A 16045-nucleotide genomic window follows, 5' to 3' on the forward strand; every position below is an offset into this window, starting at 1 on the left:
GCCGTCGCCAGGGCCGGCGCCGTCGGCCGGGCGAACGCGGACGCGCGGGCGCGCGCCGGCCGCCGGGCGAGCGCCCTCAGATGCCGGAATCGCCTGCTCATGACCATCCTTTTCAAGGGACGAAGGCAACGGCCGGCCGGACAGGCGACCGAGGGCTGTCCCCGCTCGGGCTTCACGACGCCGCCCCTCTGATGGAGACGCGCTTCGATGGGTCGGGATTGACGGCCGCGCAGCCGCGCATCTGGGCGACGAAGCCGCGCTTGCCGGCGGCCAGCAGCCGGGGCGGCAGCGGGAACTCGCCGCCCGGGTCGGGATCGGGCCAGTCCGGCAGGCCATGGGATCGCATGCAGCGGGCGTACGCGATCAGCCCCCGCATGTACTGGGGAGTAGGTGGGTGCGTCGCCATCGCGTCCGGCGGAAGGCGCCGGGCGATGGGCTCGCAGGCGGCCCGGGCGGCCTGGGGGACGCGCGGCGCGTTCGGCGGGAAGATCGGGTAGCCGCTGCGGTTGTCCACGATCGGATCGGGGAATCCGGGCGCGCCGTGCGACCGGAAGCACCGGGAGATCTCCTGCATGACAGGCATCACCTGGGCCGTCCCCGCCACCGGGGTCCCGGCGCCCGGCGAGGCCCCGCCCGCCGGCCCGGCCGTTCCCGAGCCCGGCGAACCCCCGCCGGCGTTTCCGGCGCCTCCCGCGCCCGGGGGCGCGTGCGGCGGGTCGCCGGTGTCGCAGGCCGCGACCGGGACGAACAGGCAGGCGACGGCCAGGATCATCGCGCGTCTCATCGGCGGCCCTCCGCGACGGCGCCGCTCCCCGCTCCCCGCTGACACGACACGCGGAAGGACGGCGTGACGGTCGGGAGGAGACGGCCGGAGCGGCGAGGGGTGGACGGCCCCGCGCGCCGCGGGGCCGTACGATCAGGCTGGCGGCGCGGACGGCGCCCGGCATCGCGCCGCGGCGGGGCCGCTCGTCCCTCTTTCGGGGGATATCGCGAACCGGCCCGGGTAGGCGGCCGGGGAGGCGGGTACGGAGGTTCCCGACCAGGAACAACCTGCTGTCCTGCAGGTAAAGGAACCCCCGGTCGCGACCGGGAATGGGCGGTCGGGGAAAATCGTCCTACCATCGGTGGTCTAGGCCATGCGTACCCTGCTGCCAGCAGGGACGCTTCGGTTACCGAAGAGTAGAGATGCGCTTTGCGGTGAACCGAGCCAGGATGGAGAGCGACCACGAGCCGCGATCCCCGCGGGAACACAGCAGGCAAGACGTACCAGACCAGACGTGACCACAGTCCATTCTCGGAAGGCGAGACCCAGTGGCTTCCGGACGCCAGCGTTTCTCGATCATCAGCGACGGCCTACCCAGCCAGTTGCCTGATGTCGACCCGAGCGAGACCCATGAGTGGCTCGAATCGCTCGACAACGTCATCAAGACCGAGGGCCGCACCCGTGCCCGATATCTGATGCTCCGTCTGCTCGAGCGGGCCCGCGAGCACCAGGTTGGCGTGCCCGGGCTGCGCAGCACGGACTACATCAACACGATTCCGCCGGAGCGCGAGCCGTGGTTCCCCGGCGACGAGTACGTCGAGCGCCGCATCCGGGCCTACATCCGGTGGAACGCGGCCGTCATGGTGACCCGCGCGAACGCCCGGACCAACGTGGGCGGTCACATCGCCACCTACGCCTCCGCCGCGTCGCTGTACGAGGTGGGCTTCAACCACTTCTTCCGCGGCAAGGACCACGGCGAGTCGGGCGACCAGGTGTTCATCCAGGGGCACGCCGCCCCCGGCATCTACGCCCGCGCCTTCCTCGAGGGCCGCCTGTCGGCCGCCGAGCTCGACGCGTTCCGCCAGGAGCTGTCCCACGGCTTCCGCGGCCTCCCGTCGTACCCGCACCCCCGGCTCATGCCGGACTTCTGGGAGTTCCCCACGGTGTCGATGGGCCTCGGCCCGATCGGCGCGATCTACCAGGCGCGGTTCAACCGCTACCTGCTGAGCCGCCAGATCAAGGACACCAGCCGCAGCCACGTCTGGTGCTTCCTCGGCGACGGCGAGATGGACGAGCCCGAGTCGCTCGGCGCGATCGGCGTGGCGGCCCGCGAGGAGCTCGACAACCTCACGTTCGTCATCAACTGCAACCTGCAGCGGCTCGACGGCCCGGTGCGCGGCAACGGCAAGATCATCCAGGAGCTGGAGTCCTACTTCCGCGGCGCCGGCTGGAACGTCATCAAGGTCGTCTGGGGTCGCGACTGGGACCCGCTGCTCGCGGCCGACGTCGACAGCGTGCTGGTGAACCAGATGAACACCACGCCCGACGGCCAGTTCCAGACCTACTCCGTCGAGTCGGGCGCGTACATCCGGGAGAACTTCTTCGGCGGCGACCCGCGCCTGCGCAAGATGGTCGAGCACATGTCGGACGACGACATCCGCAAGCTGTCGCGCGGCGGCCACGACTACCGCAAGGTGTACGCGGCGTTCAAGGCGGCCCGTGAGCACGTCGGCCAGCCGACCGTGATCCTGGCGCAGACGATCAAGGGCTGGACGCTGGGCAAGGACTTCGAGGCCCGCAACGCCACCCACCAGATGAAGAAGATGAGCAAGGCCGAGCTCAAGGACTTCCGCGACCGGCTCTACCTGCCCATCCCCGACAAGGACCTCGAGGCCGACCTCCCGCCGTACTTCCACCCGGGAGAGGACAACGAGGAGATCGCGTACATGAAGGAGCGCCGGGCGGCGCTCGGCGGCTACCTGCCCAAGCGGGTCGTGCGCGCCAAGCCGCTCAAGCTCCCCGGCGACGCGGTCTACGCCGGCCTGCGCAAGGGCTCGGGCAAGCAGAACGTCGCGACGACCATGGCGTTCGTCCGCCTGCTCAAGGACCTCGTCCGCGACAAGGAGATCGGCGCCCGGTTCGTGCCGATCATCCCGGACGAGGCCCGCACGTTCGGCGTGGACGCGATGTTCCCGACCGCCAAGATCTACTCGCCCCACGGGCAGACGTACGAGGCGGTCGACCGCGAGCTGCTGCTGTCGTACAAGGAGTCGACCGAGGGCCAGATCCTCCACGAGGGCATCAGCGAGTCCGGCTCGATGGGCTCGGTCATCGCGGCGGGCAGCTCGTACGCCACGCACGGCGAGCACATGATCCCGGTCTACATCTTCTACTCGATGTTCGGGTTCCAGCGGACCGCCGACCAGATGTGGCAGCTGGGCGACCAGATGGGCCGCGGCTTCCTGCTCGGCGCGACGGCCGGCCGCACCACGCTGAACGGCGAGGGCCTGCAGCACGAGGACGGCCACACGCCGCTGATCGCCTCGACGAACCCGGCCGCCGTGTCGTACGACCCGGCGTGGGCGTTCGAGATCGCGCACATCGTCAAGGACGGCCTGCGGAGGATGTACGGGGAGAACCCGGAGAACGTCTTCTACTACCTGACCGTCTACAACGAGCCGTACCCGCAGCCCGCGGAGCCGGAGGGCGTCGACGTCGAGGGCATCCTCAAGGGCCTCTACCTCTACTCCCCCGCGGGCGGCGACGGGCCGAAGGCCAACATCCTGGTCTCCGGCGTCGCGGCGCCGTGGGCGCTGGAGGCGCAGCGGATGCTCGCCGAGGACTGGGGTGTCTCGGCCTCCGTCTGGTCGGCCACCTCCTGGTCGGAGCTGCGCAGGGACGCCCTCGCCGTCGAGGAGCACAACCTGCTCAACCCCGACGCCGAGCAGCGCACGCCGTACGTGACGAGCCTGCTGTCCGGCGTGCCCGGGCCGTTCGTGGGCGTGAGCGACTACATGCGGGCCGTGCCGGACCAGATCGCGCAGTGGGTGCCCGGTGACTGGGCCTCGCTCGGCACCGACGGGTTCGGCCTGTCCGACACCCGTTCGGCGCTGCGCCGCCACTTCCACGTGGACGCGGCGTCGATCGTGCTGGCCGTGCTCACCCAGCTGGTACGCCGGGGCGAGGCCAAGCAGGAGGTCCTGCAGGAGGCCATCGCCCGTTACCACCTGAAGAACGGCGTGACCCAGGTCGTGGGCCAGCCCACGCCGGAGACCAACGACACCCAGTCCATGGGCGTCTGAGGCTGCCGACCGCGTACGGCCCCCGTCCTCACCGGGCGGGGGCCGTCGGCGTTCAAGGAGTTCGGACGGGGGCCCGTCGGCGTTTCCAGGGGGTGGTCGGGCCGGGGCCGGCGCGTCGAGGACGCGGCCCGCTCGTGCCCCAAGCCACCTCCAAGCAGGGGACAAGACGGCCCGTTCACGATTGCCTGCGTGAATGGAAATATCAGGAAATTCGCCGGCAGGCTGATCGGGGCGGCGGCCGCGCTCGCCACCGTCGCGGCCCTCGGCGTCGCGGCTCCCGCCGCGGCGGAGGCCGGGGACGCCGGGGACGCGGTCGCGGCCGGCACCAGGCTGGCCGCCCGCACCCAGCCCGCCGTGCAGCTCACCGCGTACACCTACTCGGGCGAGGTCGTCGTCCCGACCGGCACGATCAAGCAGGGGCCGTTCGACCAGCTCGTCGGCCAGGCGACGGCGGCGGTCCTCGACGGCAAGATCTCCTCCGACGAGCGGAGCATCGCCAAGTACCTGTTCCAGCAGATGGCCGCCGACGTGGACCGTTACATCGCGCCCACCACGCCGGAGCGGACCGTGAAGGCGCAGGTCGGCGGGCTGTGCACGGGCTGGTGGGTGACCCCGGACGGGTACATGGTCACCGGCGCCCACTGCGTGCAGATGAGCGACCAGGAACTGTCGGACGTCTTCGCCCGGCAGGCGCTGGAGAAGTTCAACAAGCAGGACGCCAAGCAGATCCTCAAGGACCTGCGGGGGATCTCGGCCGACGCGGAGATGGTCCGGCTGGCCCAGCAGATCTACGTGACCTTCAACAGCAGCCACCTGGAGATCCGTGGCCTGCGCAAGAGCCTGTCGGTGCTGCAGAGCCTCCCCGGCGGCGGCGTGGACAAGACGGCCAAGGAGGTCCCGGCCGAGCTGGTGTCGGTCGGCGAGAGCTACCCCGGCAAGGACTTCGCGCTGCTCAAGGTCAACGGCCAGCAGAACCTGCCGACCGTGCCGCTCGGCGACGACGCCGACGTGCGGACCGGCGACACGCTCTACATCAGCGGCTTCCGCGGCCTCGTCACGAACACCCCGTGGTTCAGCCTGGAGTCCAAGCTGGAGCCGGCGCTGACCGAGGGCCCGTACAACGCACGGCGGACCACCAAGGAGGGCGTGCCGTACATCCAGACCCAGGCGCCGTCCTACCACGGCAACTCGGGCGGACCGGTGTTCAGCCGTGACGGCAGGGTGATCGGCATGCTGATCGCCGGGACGGTCGGCGAGAACGGCGAGGCGTCGGAGAACGAGAGCTTCGTCCTGCCGGTCTCGATCATCAAGGAGAAGCTGAACGAGAAGAACGTCCACCCGGCCGAGTCGCTGACGACCCGCAAGTACGACGACGCGCTGAACGACTTCTTCCAGCGGCACTACAAGGACGCGCTGCCCAAGTTCCGCGAGGTGCAGGCGCTGCTGCCGAGCCACCCGTACGTCGCCAGGTACATCACCGACTCCCAGGAGGCCATCTCCTCGGGCAGGGACGAGACCCCGCTGCCGATGTGGGTGTGGGTCGCGGCCGGCGCCGCCGTCGTGGTCGCCGTCGCGGGCGGCCTGGTGCTGCTCATGGTCGTCCTCCGGCGGCGCAGGCGGACGTCCGGCCCGGCGCAGGCCCCGGCGTACGGCGGCTCCTATCCGGCGGGCCCCTATCCGGGCGGGCCGTACCAGGGCTACCCGGACGGCCGTCCCGCCCTGGGCGAGCCGGAGCCCGTGCTGCAGGTCGGCGGCGGGGCGTACCCGGTCCAGGCCGAGATCGGTCCCGGCCCGCGGCCGCAGATTCCGCCCGGCCGGTACGAGGGACGGCAGGAGGCCCCGCTTGCCGGACAGGAGGCCCCGCGCCGGTACGACGGGCCGGAAGCGCCGGCGGGGCCGCACGGCTCGCCCTGGGCCGGGCAGCGGCCGGAGGACGGCCACGAGGCGCAGCGGCCCGACGGCCCGACCCGGTACGTGCGGCCCACCCCCTCGCCGTACCACGGACCGGGCGCGGGCGCGGTCGCGCCGGGCTTCCAGCCCGCCACCCGGGACGCGTCGGCGCAGGTGGCCGATCTGGAGCGCGAGATCGCGGAGCTGCGCCGCCGGCTGGAGCAGCGCCCGCACGATGCCAGATCGCAGAATGCATGACCCGCGCGAGGGCCCGCCGAATTCCCGGCGGGTCCCGGCCCTTTCCGTCATATATCCGCGGGGAGATAAACAACGGTTAAGCGAATTCCCTTAAGGAGTGTTTATCGGGGTTTTCGCTATACCTTTCCCATGACAGACAGACGAGTTCTGCTGGCGGCCGCCTCAGCCGTTCCGCTGCTGTTCCTGGCCGCCTGCGGCGGACCGGCGGACGGCGCCGGCGTCGCCTCCGCGGGCGGCGGCGGTACCTCCCCCGCGCCCTCGCGCAGCGCGGCCGCCGACCCGGAGGCGGACGCCCTGAAGTACGCCCAGTGCATGCGTGACCAGGGCATCGACATGCCCGATCCGGAGCCGGGGAGCGGCATGATCCGCCTGCGGGTGAAGGGCGGGCAGGTCGACGAGGCGAAGCTGAGGAAGGCCGAGGATGCCTGCCGGCAGTACAGCCCGATCGGCCACGGAGCCAAGCCGAACGATTCCCAACTTCAGGACGCCGTGCTGAAATACGCCGCCTGCATGCGGCAGCACGGGGTGAACATGCCCGACCCGAAGGTCGAGGACGGGAAGGTGATGATCGGCGGCCCGGGAATGAAACCGGATTCGCCGACGACGAAAGCCGCGATGGCCGCCTGCGAGAAACTTCTCCCCGGCGGCGGACCGGGAGGCGGACCCGGCGGTGGACCCGGCGGAGGACCGGGCGCCTCCCAGGACGGTTCTCAGGGCGGCGCGTCATGACCTCTGCAGAGGGAGGCCGGGCGTGAGGCGGGCGGTGGTGGCCGCGGGGGCGGCGGTGGCGGTCGCCGCGGGCGGCGCGACCGCGGCGGCACTCCACGGCGAGAACGCGCCCGCTCCGGCCGCCGCGCCGAGCGGGCCGACGGCCGAGATCACCCGCTCCGACCTCGTGGACACCAAGACCGTCGACGGCACGCTCGGCTACTCCGGGCGCCGGGCCGTCCCGAATGCCGCCACTGGCACCGTGACCCGGACGCGGTCCGAGGGCGCGGTCGTGCGCCGGGGCGGCTGGCTCTACCAGGTCGACGGGCGGCCGGTCGTGCTGATGTACGGCTCGATCCCCGTCTACCGCACCCTCTCCCAGGGCGTCGAGGGCGCCGACGTGCGTCAGCTCGAACGCAACCTGAAGGCCCTCGGCCACGACCCGGGCACGGTCGACGACGAGTTCTCCTGGCGCACCGCCCAGGCCGTACGGGAGTGGCAGGACGACCAGGGACTCCAGGTCACCGGAGCCGTGGACGCCCGCCAGGTCGTGGTCGCCTCCGGGCCGGTGCGGATCGCCGACGTGACCGCGGGGAAGGGCGACCGCGCCGGCATGTCGGTCGTCACCACGACGTCGACCCGGCGGATCGTGCACGTCGACCTCGCCGCCTCCGACCAGGGCCTCGCCCGGCTGGGCGTCAAGGCGACGGTCGAGACGCCGACCGGCAGGCGGGTCCGCGGCCGCATCACCTCGGTGGGGACCGCGGCCAGACCCGCGAGCACCGACGGCGGCGAGGCGACGATCGACCTCGAGATCACCGTCAACGGCGGGACCGGCCGGCTCGACCAGGCGCCGGTCTCGGTCGAGCTGGCCAGCGAGCGCCGCGCGCACGTGCTGTCGGTCCCCGTCGAGGCGCTGCTGGCGCTGCGCGAGGGCGGGTACGGCCTGCGGATCGTGGACGGCGCCCGGTCGAGGGTCGTGGCCGTGGAGACCGGTCTGTTCGCGTCCGGCCGTGTCGAGGTGAGCGGATCCGGCCTGGCCGAGGGCATGAAGGTCGAGGTGCCCACGTCATGAGCGCCGTCATCGAGCTGACGGGGGCCGAGAAGGTCTATCCGGGCGGCGTCCGGGCGCTGCGCGGGGTCGACCTGCGCGCGGACGCCGGGGAGCTGCTCGCGATCGTCGGGCCGTCCGGTTCGGGCAAGTCGACGATGCTGCACCTGATCGGCACGCTCGACCGGCCCTCGGCGGGCACGGTCCGCATCGCCGGATACGACGTGGCGGAGCTGGACGACCGCGAGCTGTCGGCCCTGCGCGCCCGGCACATCGGCTTCGTGTTCCAGCGCTTCCACCTGGCCGAGGGCGTGCCGGCGGTGGACAACGTGGCGGACGGCGTCCTGTACGCCGGAGCCGGCCGCCGCGAACGCCGCCGCCTGGCCGTGGAGGCGCTGGAGCGGGTGGGTCTCGGACACCGGCTCGGCCACCGTCCGCACGAGCTGTCCGGCGGGGAGCGACAGCGCGTCGCGGTGGCCCGGGCCGTCGTGGGCCGGCCCTCGCTCCTGCTGGCCGACGAGCCCACCGGCAACCTCGACTCGGCGTCGGGGGCGGGCGTGCTGGCCCTGCTCCGGGAGCTGAACGCCGCCGGCACCACGGTCGCGATCATCACTCACGATCCCGACGTGGCCGCCGCGGCCCCCCGCCGCGTACGCCTGCGGGACGGCGCGATCGTGGCCGACGAGCGGGCCGGCGCGGCGCCCGTCCACGAGCCGGCGGTGACCCCATGACCCGACCCCAGGCCGGCGGTGACCCCATGAGCCCACTCCGGGCCGCCGCTGAGCCCATGACGCCACGAGCCGGCGCCGACTCCACGAGCCGCGGACGAGCCGGCGCCGACCCCGCGAGCCGCCCGCGGCTCCGGCCGGCGCGGCTGGGCGTCGCGGACCTGCTCCGGGTGGGCGCGTCGGGCCTGCGCGTACGGCCGGCCCGGGCGATCCTGTCGGCGCTCGGCATCGCGATCGGCATCGCCACCATGGTCGCCGTGGTGGGGATCTCGGCCTCCAGCCGGGCCCGGCTCCTGAACGAGCTCGACAGCCTCGGCACCAACCTGCTGACCGTCACGCCCGGCCAGACGCTGTTCGGGAAGGAGGCCACGCTGCCGCCCGAGTCGCTCGGCATGGTGCGCAGGATCGGCCCGGTGCGCGCGGCCGCGATGACCGGGAACACCTCGGCCTCCGTCTTCCGCAGCGACCGGATCCCCACCACCCACACGGGCGGGCTGAGCGTACGGGCCGCCTCGCTCGACCTGCTGAGCACGCTCGGCACCGCCGTACGCCGCGGCGCGTGGCTCAACGCGGCGACGGCTCGGCAGCGCGCGGTGGTGCTGGGGGCGGTCGCGGCCGGCAGGCTCGGCGCCGACGCCCCTCGCGACCAGGTCTGGATCGGCGGCCGCTGGTGGACGGTCGTGGGCCTGCTGGACGCCTCCCCGCTGGCGCCCGAGGTCGACCGGGCCGCGCTGATCGGGTTCGACGCCGCGGCGACGTACCTCGGCTTCGACGGCAACCCCACGACCGTCTACACCCGGTCGGCGGACGACTTCGTGACCGATGTACGGGCGGTGCTGCCCCGGACGGTCAACCCGGAGCATCCGGAGGAGGTGCAGGTGAGCAGGCCGTCCGACGCCCTGGCCGCGCGGGCCGCGGCGACCGGCGCGTTCACGAACGTGCTGCTCGGCGTCGGCGCGGTGGCGCTGCTCGTCGGCGGCGTGGGCGTGGCGAACACGATGGTGATCTCCGTGCTCGAACGGCGCAGGGAGATCGGGCTGCGTCGTTCGCTGGGCGCGACCCGCGGCCACGTGCGGTCGCAGTTCCTGACCGAGTCGCTGCTGCTGTCGGGCCTCGGCGGGCTCTGCGGCTGCCTGCTGGGGACGGGCGTCACAGCGGCGTACGCGGCCTGGCGGGACCTGCCCTCGGTCATCCCGGTGTGGGCGGTGGCCGGGGGCCTGGGGGCGACCCTCCTCGTGGGCACGGCGGCCGGGATCTACCCCGCCATGCGGGCGGCGCGCATGTCGCCCACGCTGGCGCTGTCCACCTGAAGGCCGCCGCCGGGAGATGGCGGGCCGGGGTTCCTTAAGCGGCGTTTAGCCCCGGCTCGCCATCCTGGGCGGCATGCGGGTGCTCATCGCGGAGGACGAACGGGTCCTGGCCGACATCGTGGCGACCGGGCTGCGCCGGGAGACGATGGCCGTCGACGTCGTGTACGACGGGGACGCCGCCCTCGAACGGGCGACGGTCAACGACTACGACGTCATCGTCCTCGACCGGGACCTGCCGGAGGTGCACGGCGACGAGGTGTGCCGCCGCCTCGTCGCCGAGCGGATCCCGGCGCGCATCATCATGCTGACCGCGGCCGGCGACCTCCGGTCGAAGGTCGAGGGCCTGTCGATCGGCGCGGACGACTACCTGCCCAAGCCGTTCGACTTCCCCGAACTCGTGGCCCGGCTGCGCGCGCTGGCCCGGCGCGCGCCGCAGGCGGTCCCGCCCGTGCTGCGGCGGGCGGGCATCACGCTCGACCCGGGCAGGCGGGAGGTCTTCCGGGACGGCCGGTACGTCGCGCTCAGCCCCAAGGAGTTCGCCGTGCTGGACGTCCTCATGCGGGCCGGCGGCACCGTGGTCAGCGCCGAGGAACTGCTGGAGAAGGCGTGGGACGAGAACATCAGCTACTTCACCAACTCGGTGCGGGTGACGGTCATGACGCTCCGCAAGAAGCTCGGCGGGCCGCCGGTCATCGAGACCGTCACCGGCGCCGGGTACCGGCTCTGACGGCTCTGGCCGCGCTCACGGCCGTCGCGGGGAAGGCTCTGCGGCGCCCGGCCGCCCTGCGCATGCCGGTGCGGGCGCGGCTCACGGCGGTGTACGGAAGCCTGTTCTTCCTGACCGCGGGCGCCCTCGTCGTCATCAACTACTTCACGGTCAACAAGATCCTCTACCGGCGGTTCACCGTGAGGTTGCCCGGCGCGCCCCTCCCCGACCTGCCGGCGGGCGTCCCCACGGGCAAGGCCGTGCTGATCCAGCAGTTCAGCAAGTCGGAGCTGTCCGGCGGCGATCCCGGCGACACCCTCTTCATCCGGTCGGTCAGCGACGAGGTCGAACGCTTCCGCCAGCTCGTCATGGACTCCATGCTGCAGTGGTCGCTGCTGAGCACGCTGCTCATCGGCCTGTTCGGGCTGGCCGTGGGCTGGCTCGTGGCCAAGCGGGCGCTGGCGCCCCTGCACACCGTCACCGAGACGGCCCGTACGCTGTCGGGCAGCACACTGCACGAACGCATCGCCCTCGACGGGCCGCGCGACGAGATCCGCGACCTCGCCGACACCTTCGACTCGATGCTCGAACGGCTCGACACCGCCTTCGACAGCCAGCGGCGGTTCGTCGCCAACGCCTCACACGAACTGCGCACGCCGCTGGCCATCAACCGCGCCCTGCTCCAGGTGTCGTTCGCCGACCCGGACCTGCCCGAACAGCTTCGGTCCGTCGGCGCGGAACTGCTGGCCGCCAACGCCCGCCAGGAACGGCTCATCGACGGCCTGCTGCTGCTCGCGCAGACCGAGCGCGAGCTCACCACGCGCGAGTCCGCCGACCTGGAGGACCTGGCCGGCGCGGTCGTCGCGGCCGCGCCCGGCCATCCGCAGGTGCGGGCGCACCTGGCCGCCGCCCCCGTGACGGGCGACCCGGTGCTGCTGGAACGCATGATCGGCAACCTCGTCGACAACGCCGCCAAGTACAACGACGAGCGCGGCGAGGTGCACGTCCGCAGCGGCGCCGACGGCGCCGCGTCGTTCGTGACGGTGGAGAACACCGGGCCCGTCGTCGCGCCCGACCAGGTCGCCGTGCTCTTCGAGCCGTTCCGCCGCCTCGGCGGCGACCGGACCGGCTCGGCCAGGGGCGCCGGGCTCGGCCTGTCCATCGTGCGGGCCGTCGCCACCGCCCACGGCGGCACCGCCGAGGCCCGTCCCCGCCCCGGCGGCGGCCTCGTCGTCACCGTACGGCTCCCGCGCGCCCCCGCCGGCTCCCCCGCGCTCGCCGCCCCGCACGGAAGAGCCCACGACCCAGGCCGTTAGCCGAGCTCACAGCGAGCCGAGGAACGCGCCAGGCTCGTTCACGCATGGGCAGCGTTGAGCGCGACGGGGACGCCCGCCTGGGGGCCCGGGCCCGCACCCGGCGGCCACACCCACCCCAAGGCAACCGAGGTTGCCGTAACAGGGCCGGGGCCCGGCGGCCACGGTCACGCTCAGGCCCGGCCTGATGGCACCGCCCGGCCTGAACAGCTGCGGGGGCGCCTGCCCTGGGACCAGGCGAAAGTGCCCTCCACGCCCCGCGCGGGCACGCTCACGCTCAGGCCTGGCCAGGGGCACTGGGCCCCGTGAGCACGGTGGGCATGCTCGTGCCGAGGCCGGGCGGGCGGGGGAAGGGGCCGTCGCACGTCCCGGGCGCGGTGGGAAGGCTCTCGCGGATGCGCGCCTGCGTAGGGACGTGCCGGCGGCCGCCGCCGCGGCCCGGCCTCGGTGAGGGCCGTCCGAACGCCCTCTCGGCCCGGAGGGGAAGTGCCCGGAGGGAAGACGCCCGGAGGGGAAGCACGGAAGGTCAGGTCCCGCGGGCGTCGGACGGCCTCGGCCGCTCCGGCGGGTCAGGCGCCCGCCATCGCGAAGACTCCGAAGAGGTTGCCCGAGGTGTCGTGCAGGTAGGCGAAGTCGGGGCCGCCCGGGTTGCCGACCGCCTTGAACACCACCTTCCCGCCGAGGCCCTCGACTCTGTCGCAGGTCTCGGCGACGTCCGCGACGTGCACGCAGAAGACGGCGTGGTTCGGGCGCTCGCCTCCGGTGCCGAAGACACCGCCCTGCGGCCGCTCATCACTGGGATAGCTGACGATGCGGTAGTCCATGCCGCCGGCCGCGGCCTTCTCGTCGGCCTGGTAGCGCCAGCCGAACAGGTCGCCGTAGAACCGCTGGACGCCGTCCGGGTCGTCCGTGGCGATCTCGAACCAGGCGACGGTGCCGAAGGCGGGGGTCTCGGCGGCGGGCGTGGTCATGTCCTTCTCCCTGTTGCGTGTGCTCGTGACGGGTGGTGTGCGAGCCGGATGCCCGGAGGCGCCCGTCGCCCGCGTGGTTCCAGCGTCTCCTCCTGTGGCGACAACCCCCTGTCGGTGTTTATGGGGAACATGTTTTCGAATGTCGTGCTAGTCGAGCACCGGATAACGGGCGATCATGTGAGGGACCTCGGCGCCGAACGCCTCTATGGGCCGCTTCGGCACGCGTTCCTCGGTGAGGGCGGCCTCGGCGATCCGGTCGAACCGGAAGACGCGGACGGCGTCGCGCAGGCGGCACCAGGCCACCAGGTACCACGAGCCGGTCCGCCCGCCCACGAACGCTCCCGGCTCGACCTCCCGTCTGGTGAGCGCCCCATGGACGTCGGCGTACTGCATGCGCAGGACGACGCCCTTGACCAGGGCCTCCTCGATGACGCGCCCGATGGAGCCGGTGTAGCCCTCGCCGGGCTTGTCCTCCGCGAGGATCTGCACCCGGGTGGCGAGCTGCCGCGCCCGCTCCCCCTCCGGCCCCGGCATGGCGGCGACGAGCTTGCGCAGCGCGCTGCGCGCGTCCGCCGCGAACGGCTGCTGGTCGGTGCGGCTGAGCGCGATCGCCACGGCCACGGCCTCGGCCGGGGTGAAGTTGAGCGGGGGCAAGGACATGCTCTTCTCGAGGGCGTAGCCCCCCCTGCGGCCGATCTCGGCGTAGATGGGCACGCCCGCCTGTTGCAGGGCGGCGATGTCCCTCTCGATGGTCCGCGGGCTCACCTCGAAGCGCAGGGCGAGCTCACGCGCGGACCGGCAGCGGGGGGAGATCGCCCGCAGGTCCTCGACGATCGCATACAGCCGGTCGGTACGGTTCACAGGCCAGACGCTAGGACACCCCACCGACATTTCCGCTGACGCGTTCGAATCTCCGGCCTGTCGTGGCGAGGCCCCGCGCGCCCCGGGGAAGACGGCCGAGGACCGACCGGGGAAGAGGACCGAGGACGGAACCCTTACGAGGGGGTCAGCCGCCGACGGCTTCGGCGATCCGGCCGAGGCGCTCGCGGCCGGGCTCGGGGAACCGCTCGCTGGTTACGTCTGCCGAGGTGATGCGGTCGAGGCGGAAGACCCGGACGTCCTCCCGCAGCCTGCACCAGGCCACCAGGTACCAGTGCCCGCCGCGGCCGCCCAGGCAGATGCTCGGCTCAACGTCGCGGGTCGTGGAGACGCCCTTGCTGTTGACGTAGTCGACGCGCAGCACCCGGCGGCGCAGCAGCGCCTCGTCGATGGCGCGTTTGACGGCCTGCGGCCCGGCGATCGAGTACCCGCCCTGCTCGATCCGGATGGGGACTCCGGCCTCCCGTAACTTCGCCACGTCCCGGACGACGGTGCTCTTGCTGACGCCGAGGCGCGACGCGAGCTCGCGCGCGGACAGGCAACTGCCGGACCTGAGCTCCTCGACGAGCGCGTCCCGGCGTTTCATGACCTTGACGCTACGCCGACGAGACGGGCGATTCCGGGACGACACACCTCACTCGGGCGTTACAGCACCATCACCCCACGTGCCCCACGGCCGCGTGTTGACGATCCGGTCCGGCCCTATCCCGCACAGCGCGGCGCGCTCGCAGCCGAAACGCTGCCAGTCGAGCTGTCCCGGCGCGTGGGCGTCGGAGTCGACGGAGAAGTCGCACCCCATCTCGTACGCCAGGCGCAGCAGGCGTTTGGGCGGGTCGAGCCGGTCGGGCCGCGAGTTGATCTCGACGGCCACGCCGAACCGCCGGCACGCCTCGAACACGATCTCCGCGTCGAAGCGCGACTCCGGCCGGAGGCCGCCGCGCCGGCCGCCCGCCCGCACGACGCGGCCGGTGCAGTGGCCGAGGACGTCGACGTGCGGGTTGGCCACGGCCGTCACCATGCGCCGCGTCATGTCCTCCGCGTCCATCCGCAGCAGCGAGTGGACGCTGGCGACGACGACGTCGAGCCGTTCGAGCAGCTCGGGCTCCTGGTCGAGCGAGCCGTCGGCGTTGATGTCGACCTCGATGCCCGTCAGGACGCGGAACGGCGGGCCTGAGCCGGCCGCGAACGACGCGTTGAGCTCCTCCACCACGTCGAGCTGCCGGCGCAGCCGGTCGGGCGACAGCCCGTTGGCCACGGTCAGCCGCGGCGAGTGGTCGGTGAGCGCGAGGTACTCGTGGCCGAGCGACCGCGCCGCCGCGGCCATCTCCTCGATGGACGAGCCGCCGTCGGACCAGTCGGAGTGGCTGTGCAGGTCGCCGCGCAGCGCCTCGCGCAGCTCCCGCGCCGCGTCGTCGAGGTCGACGTCCTTGGTGTCCTCCAGCCGCCGCAGATAGGTGGGGACGTCGCCGTTCAGCGCCTCGGTGACGGCGAGGGCGGTGACCTTGCCGACGCCCTTGAGGTCGCTCAGCCGGCCCTCGCGGGTGAGCCGTTCGAGCTCGCCGGGCGGCAGGGCCTCGACGGTCGCGGCGGCGCCCCGGAACGCGCGCACGCGGTAGGTGGGCTCGCCCGCCCGTTCCAGCAGGAAGGCGATCCTCTTCAGGGCCTCGACCGGATCCACATCCGCACCGTACTCCGCGTTCCTGACAGAACTGCGAACGTCGCCGAAGGTTGGCCCGTTATGTCCTAGCGACGCTATTGTGTGCCGATCTCGACAGCAGGAGCCCGATGGCCGGATCCGGGGAGCGCCCCACGCCTCCGCACGACCCCTCGCACGACAGGCCGACACCGGACGGCGAGCCGCTCGGCGTACCGGCACCGGACGGCGGGACACGTGACACGCCGACGGCGGACGGCGGCGCGGCACATGACACGCCTGCACCGGACCGCGAGACACATGACGCGCCGGCACCGGACCGCAGGACGCAGGACACGCCGGCGACCGCGGAGCCCCAGCCCGGCGCCGAGGACACCGAGAGGACCCGGCCGCTGCGCCGGGAGCCGGCTCGGCCCGCGCCGTCCCCGCCCGCGGTCCCCGCGCACCCGGCTCGGCCCGCGCCGTCTCCGCCCGTGGTTCCCCCGCCGCGGCACCCGGTGGCGCGCCCGGCC

The 16045-nt window shown here is 73.0% G+C and carries 13 protein-coding genes; 8 read left to right on the forward strand and 5 right to left on the reverse strand.

Annotation, left to right across the window (positions count from 1 at the left end; all coding sequences use genetic code 11):
- Positions 1-172 precede the first annotated feature (172 nt).
- Positions 173-784, reverse strand: a complete 612-nt coding sequence (locus tag MPTA5024_RS29585; RefSeq protein ID WP_157099797.1) for a hypothetical protein — start codon at positions 782-784, stop codon at positions 173-175.
- Positions 785-1311: 527 nt separating this feature from the next.
- Here MPTA5024_RS29585 and aceE point away from each other — a divergent pair.
- The 8 genes from aceE to MPTA5024_RS29625 all read left to right on the forward strand — a co-directional run bounded on the left by aceE (position 1312) and on the right by MPTA5024_RS29625 (position 12032).
- On the forward strand, positions 1312-4065 hold the full coding sequence (gene aceE / locus MPTA5024_RS29590; RefSeq protein ID WP_036330480.1) for a pyruvate dehydrogenase (acetyl-transferring), homodimeric type: 2754 nt from the start codon (positions 1312-1314) through the stop codon (positions 4063-4065).
- 189 nt (positions 4066-4254) lie between these two features.
- The gene (locus MPTA5024_RS29595; RefSeq protein WP_051458824.1) at positions 4255-6213 is read left to right on the forward strand and encodes a S1 family peptidase; all 1959 of its coding nucleotides are present in this window, start codon (positions 4255-4257) and stop codon (positions 6211-6213) included.
- Between the two features lie 312 nt (positions 6214-6525).
- On the forward strand, positions 6526-6942 hold the full coding sequence (locus MPTA5024_RS41415) for a hypothetical protein (protein ID WP_157099798.1): 417 nt from the start codon (positions 6526-6528) through the stop codon (positions 6940-6942).
- A 22-nt stretch (positions 6943-6964) separates the two neighbouring features.
- Complete coding sequence (locus tag MPTA5024_RS29605; RefSeq protein WP_036330482.1) at positions 6965-7996, forward strand: peptidoglycan-binding protein; 1032 nt, start codon at positions 6965-6967, stop codon at positions 7994-7996.
- Positions 7993-8703, forward strand: coding sequence for an ABC transporter ATP-binding protein (locus MPTA5024_RS29610; RefSeq protein WP_036330486.1), 711 nt, complete (start codon positions 7993-7995; stop codon positions 8701-8703). Before MPTA5024_RS29605 ends, MPTA5024_RS29610 begins: the two co-directional genes overlap by 4 nt.
- A gap of 26 nt (positions 8704-8729) precedes the next feature.
- On the forward strand, positions 8730-10010 hold the full coding sequence (locus tag MPTA5024_RS29615; protein WP_232326697.1) for an ABC transporter permease: 1281 nt from the start codon (positions 8730-8732) through the stop codon (positions 10008-10010).
- Positions 10011-10083: 73 nt separating this feature from the next.
- Positions 10084-10737, forward strand: a complete 654-nt coding sequence (locus tag MPTA5024_RS29620; RefSeq protein WP_036330488.1) for a response regulator transcription factor — start codon at positions 10084-10086, stop codon at positions 10735-10737.
- A 62-nt stretch (positions 10738-10799) separates the two neighbouring features.
- Positions 10800-12032 (forward strand): sensor histidine kinase, encoded by a 1233-nt coding sequence (locus tag MPTA5024_RS29625; protein ID WP_063794800.1) that lies wholly within the window; start codon positions 10800-10802, stop codon positions 12030-12032.
- Positions 12033-12598: 566 nt separating this feature from the next.
- On the opposite strand, the gene MPTA5024_RS29630 is transcribed toward MPTA5024_RS29625, so the two are convergent.
- From MPTA5024_RS29630 to MPTA5024_RS29645, 4 genes are all read right to left on the reverse strand, one after another.
- Complete coding sequence (locus MPTA5024_RS29630; RefSeq protein WP_036330491.1) at positions 12599-13000, reverse strand: VOC family protein; 402 nt, start codon at positions 12998-13000, stop codon at positions 12599-12601.
- Between the two features lie 147 nt (positions 13001-13147).
- Positions 13148-13861: a helix-turn-helix transcriptional regulator gene (locus tag MPTA5024_RS29635; protein ID WP_036330493.1), complete on the reverse strand. Its 714-nt coding sequence runs from the start codon at positions 13859-13861 to the stop codon at positions 13148-13150.
- Between the two features lie 145 nt (positions 13862-14006).
- Positions 14007-14465, reverse strand: a complete 459-nt coding sequence (locus tag MPTA5024_RS29640) for a helix-turn-helix transcriptional regulator (protein WP_051458826.1) — start codon at positions 14463-14465, stop codon at positions 14007-14009.
- A gap of 48 nt (positions 14466-14513) precedes the next feature.
- Positions 14514-15557, reverse strand: a complete 1044-nt coding sequence (locus MPTA5024_RS29645) for a PHP domain-containing protein (protein ID WP_051458827.1) — start codon at positions 15555-15557, stop codon at positions 14514-14516.
- Positions 15558-16045: the final 488 nt, after the last annotated feature.

This window comes from Microbispora sp. ATCC PTA-5024, assembly GCF_000511135.2.
Lineage (GTDB): Bacteria > Actinomycetota > Actinomycetes > Streptosporangiales > Streptosporangiaceae > Microbispora > Microbispora corallina.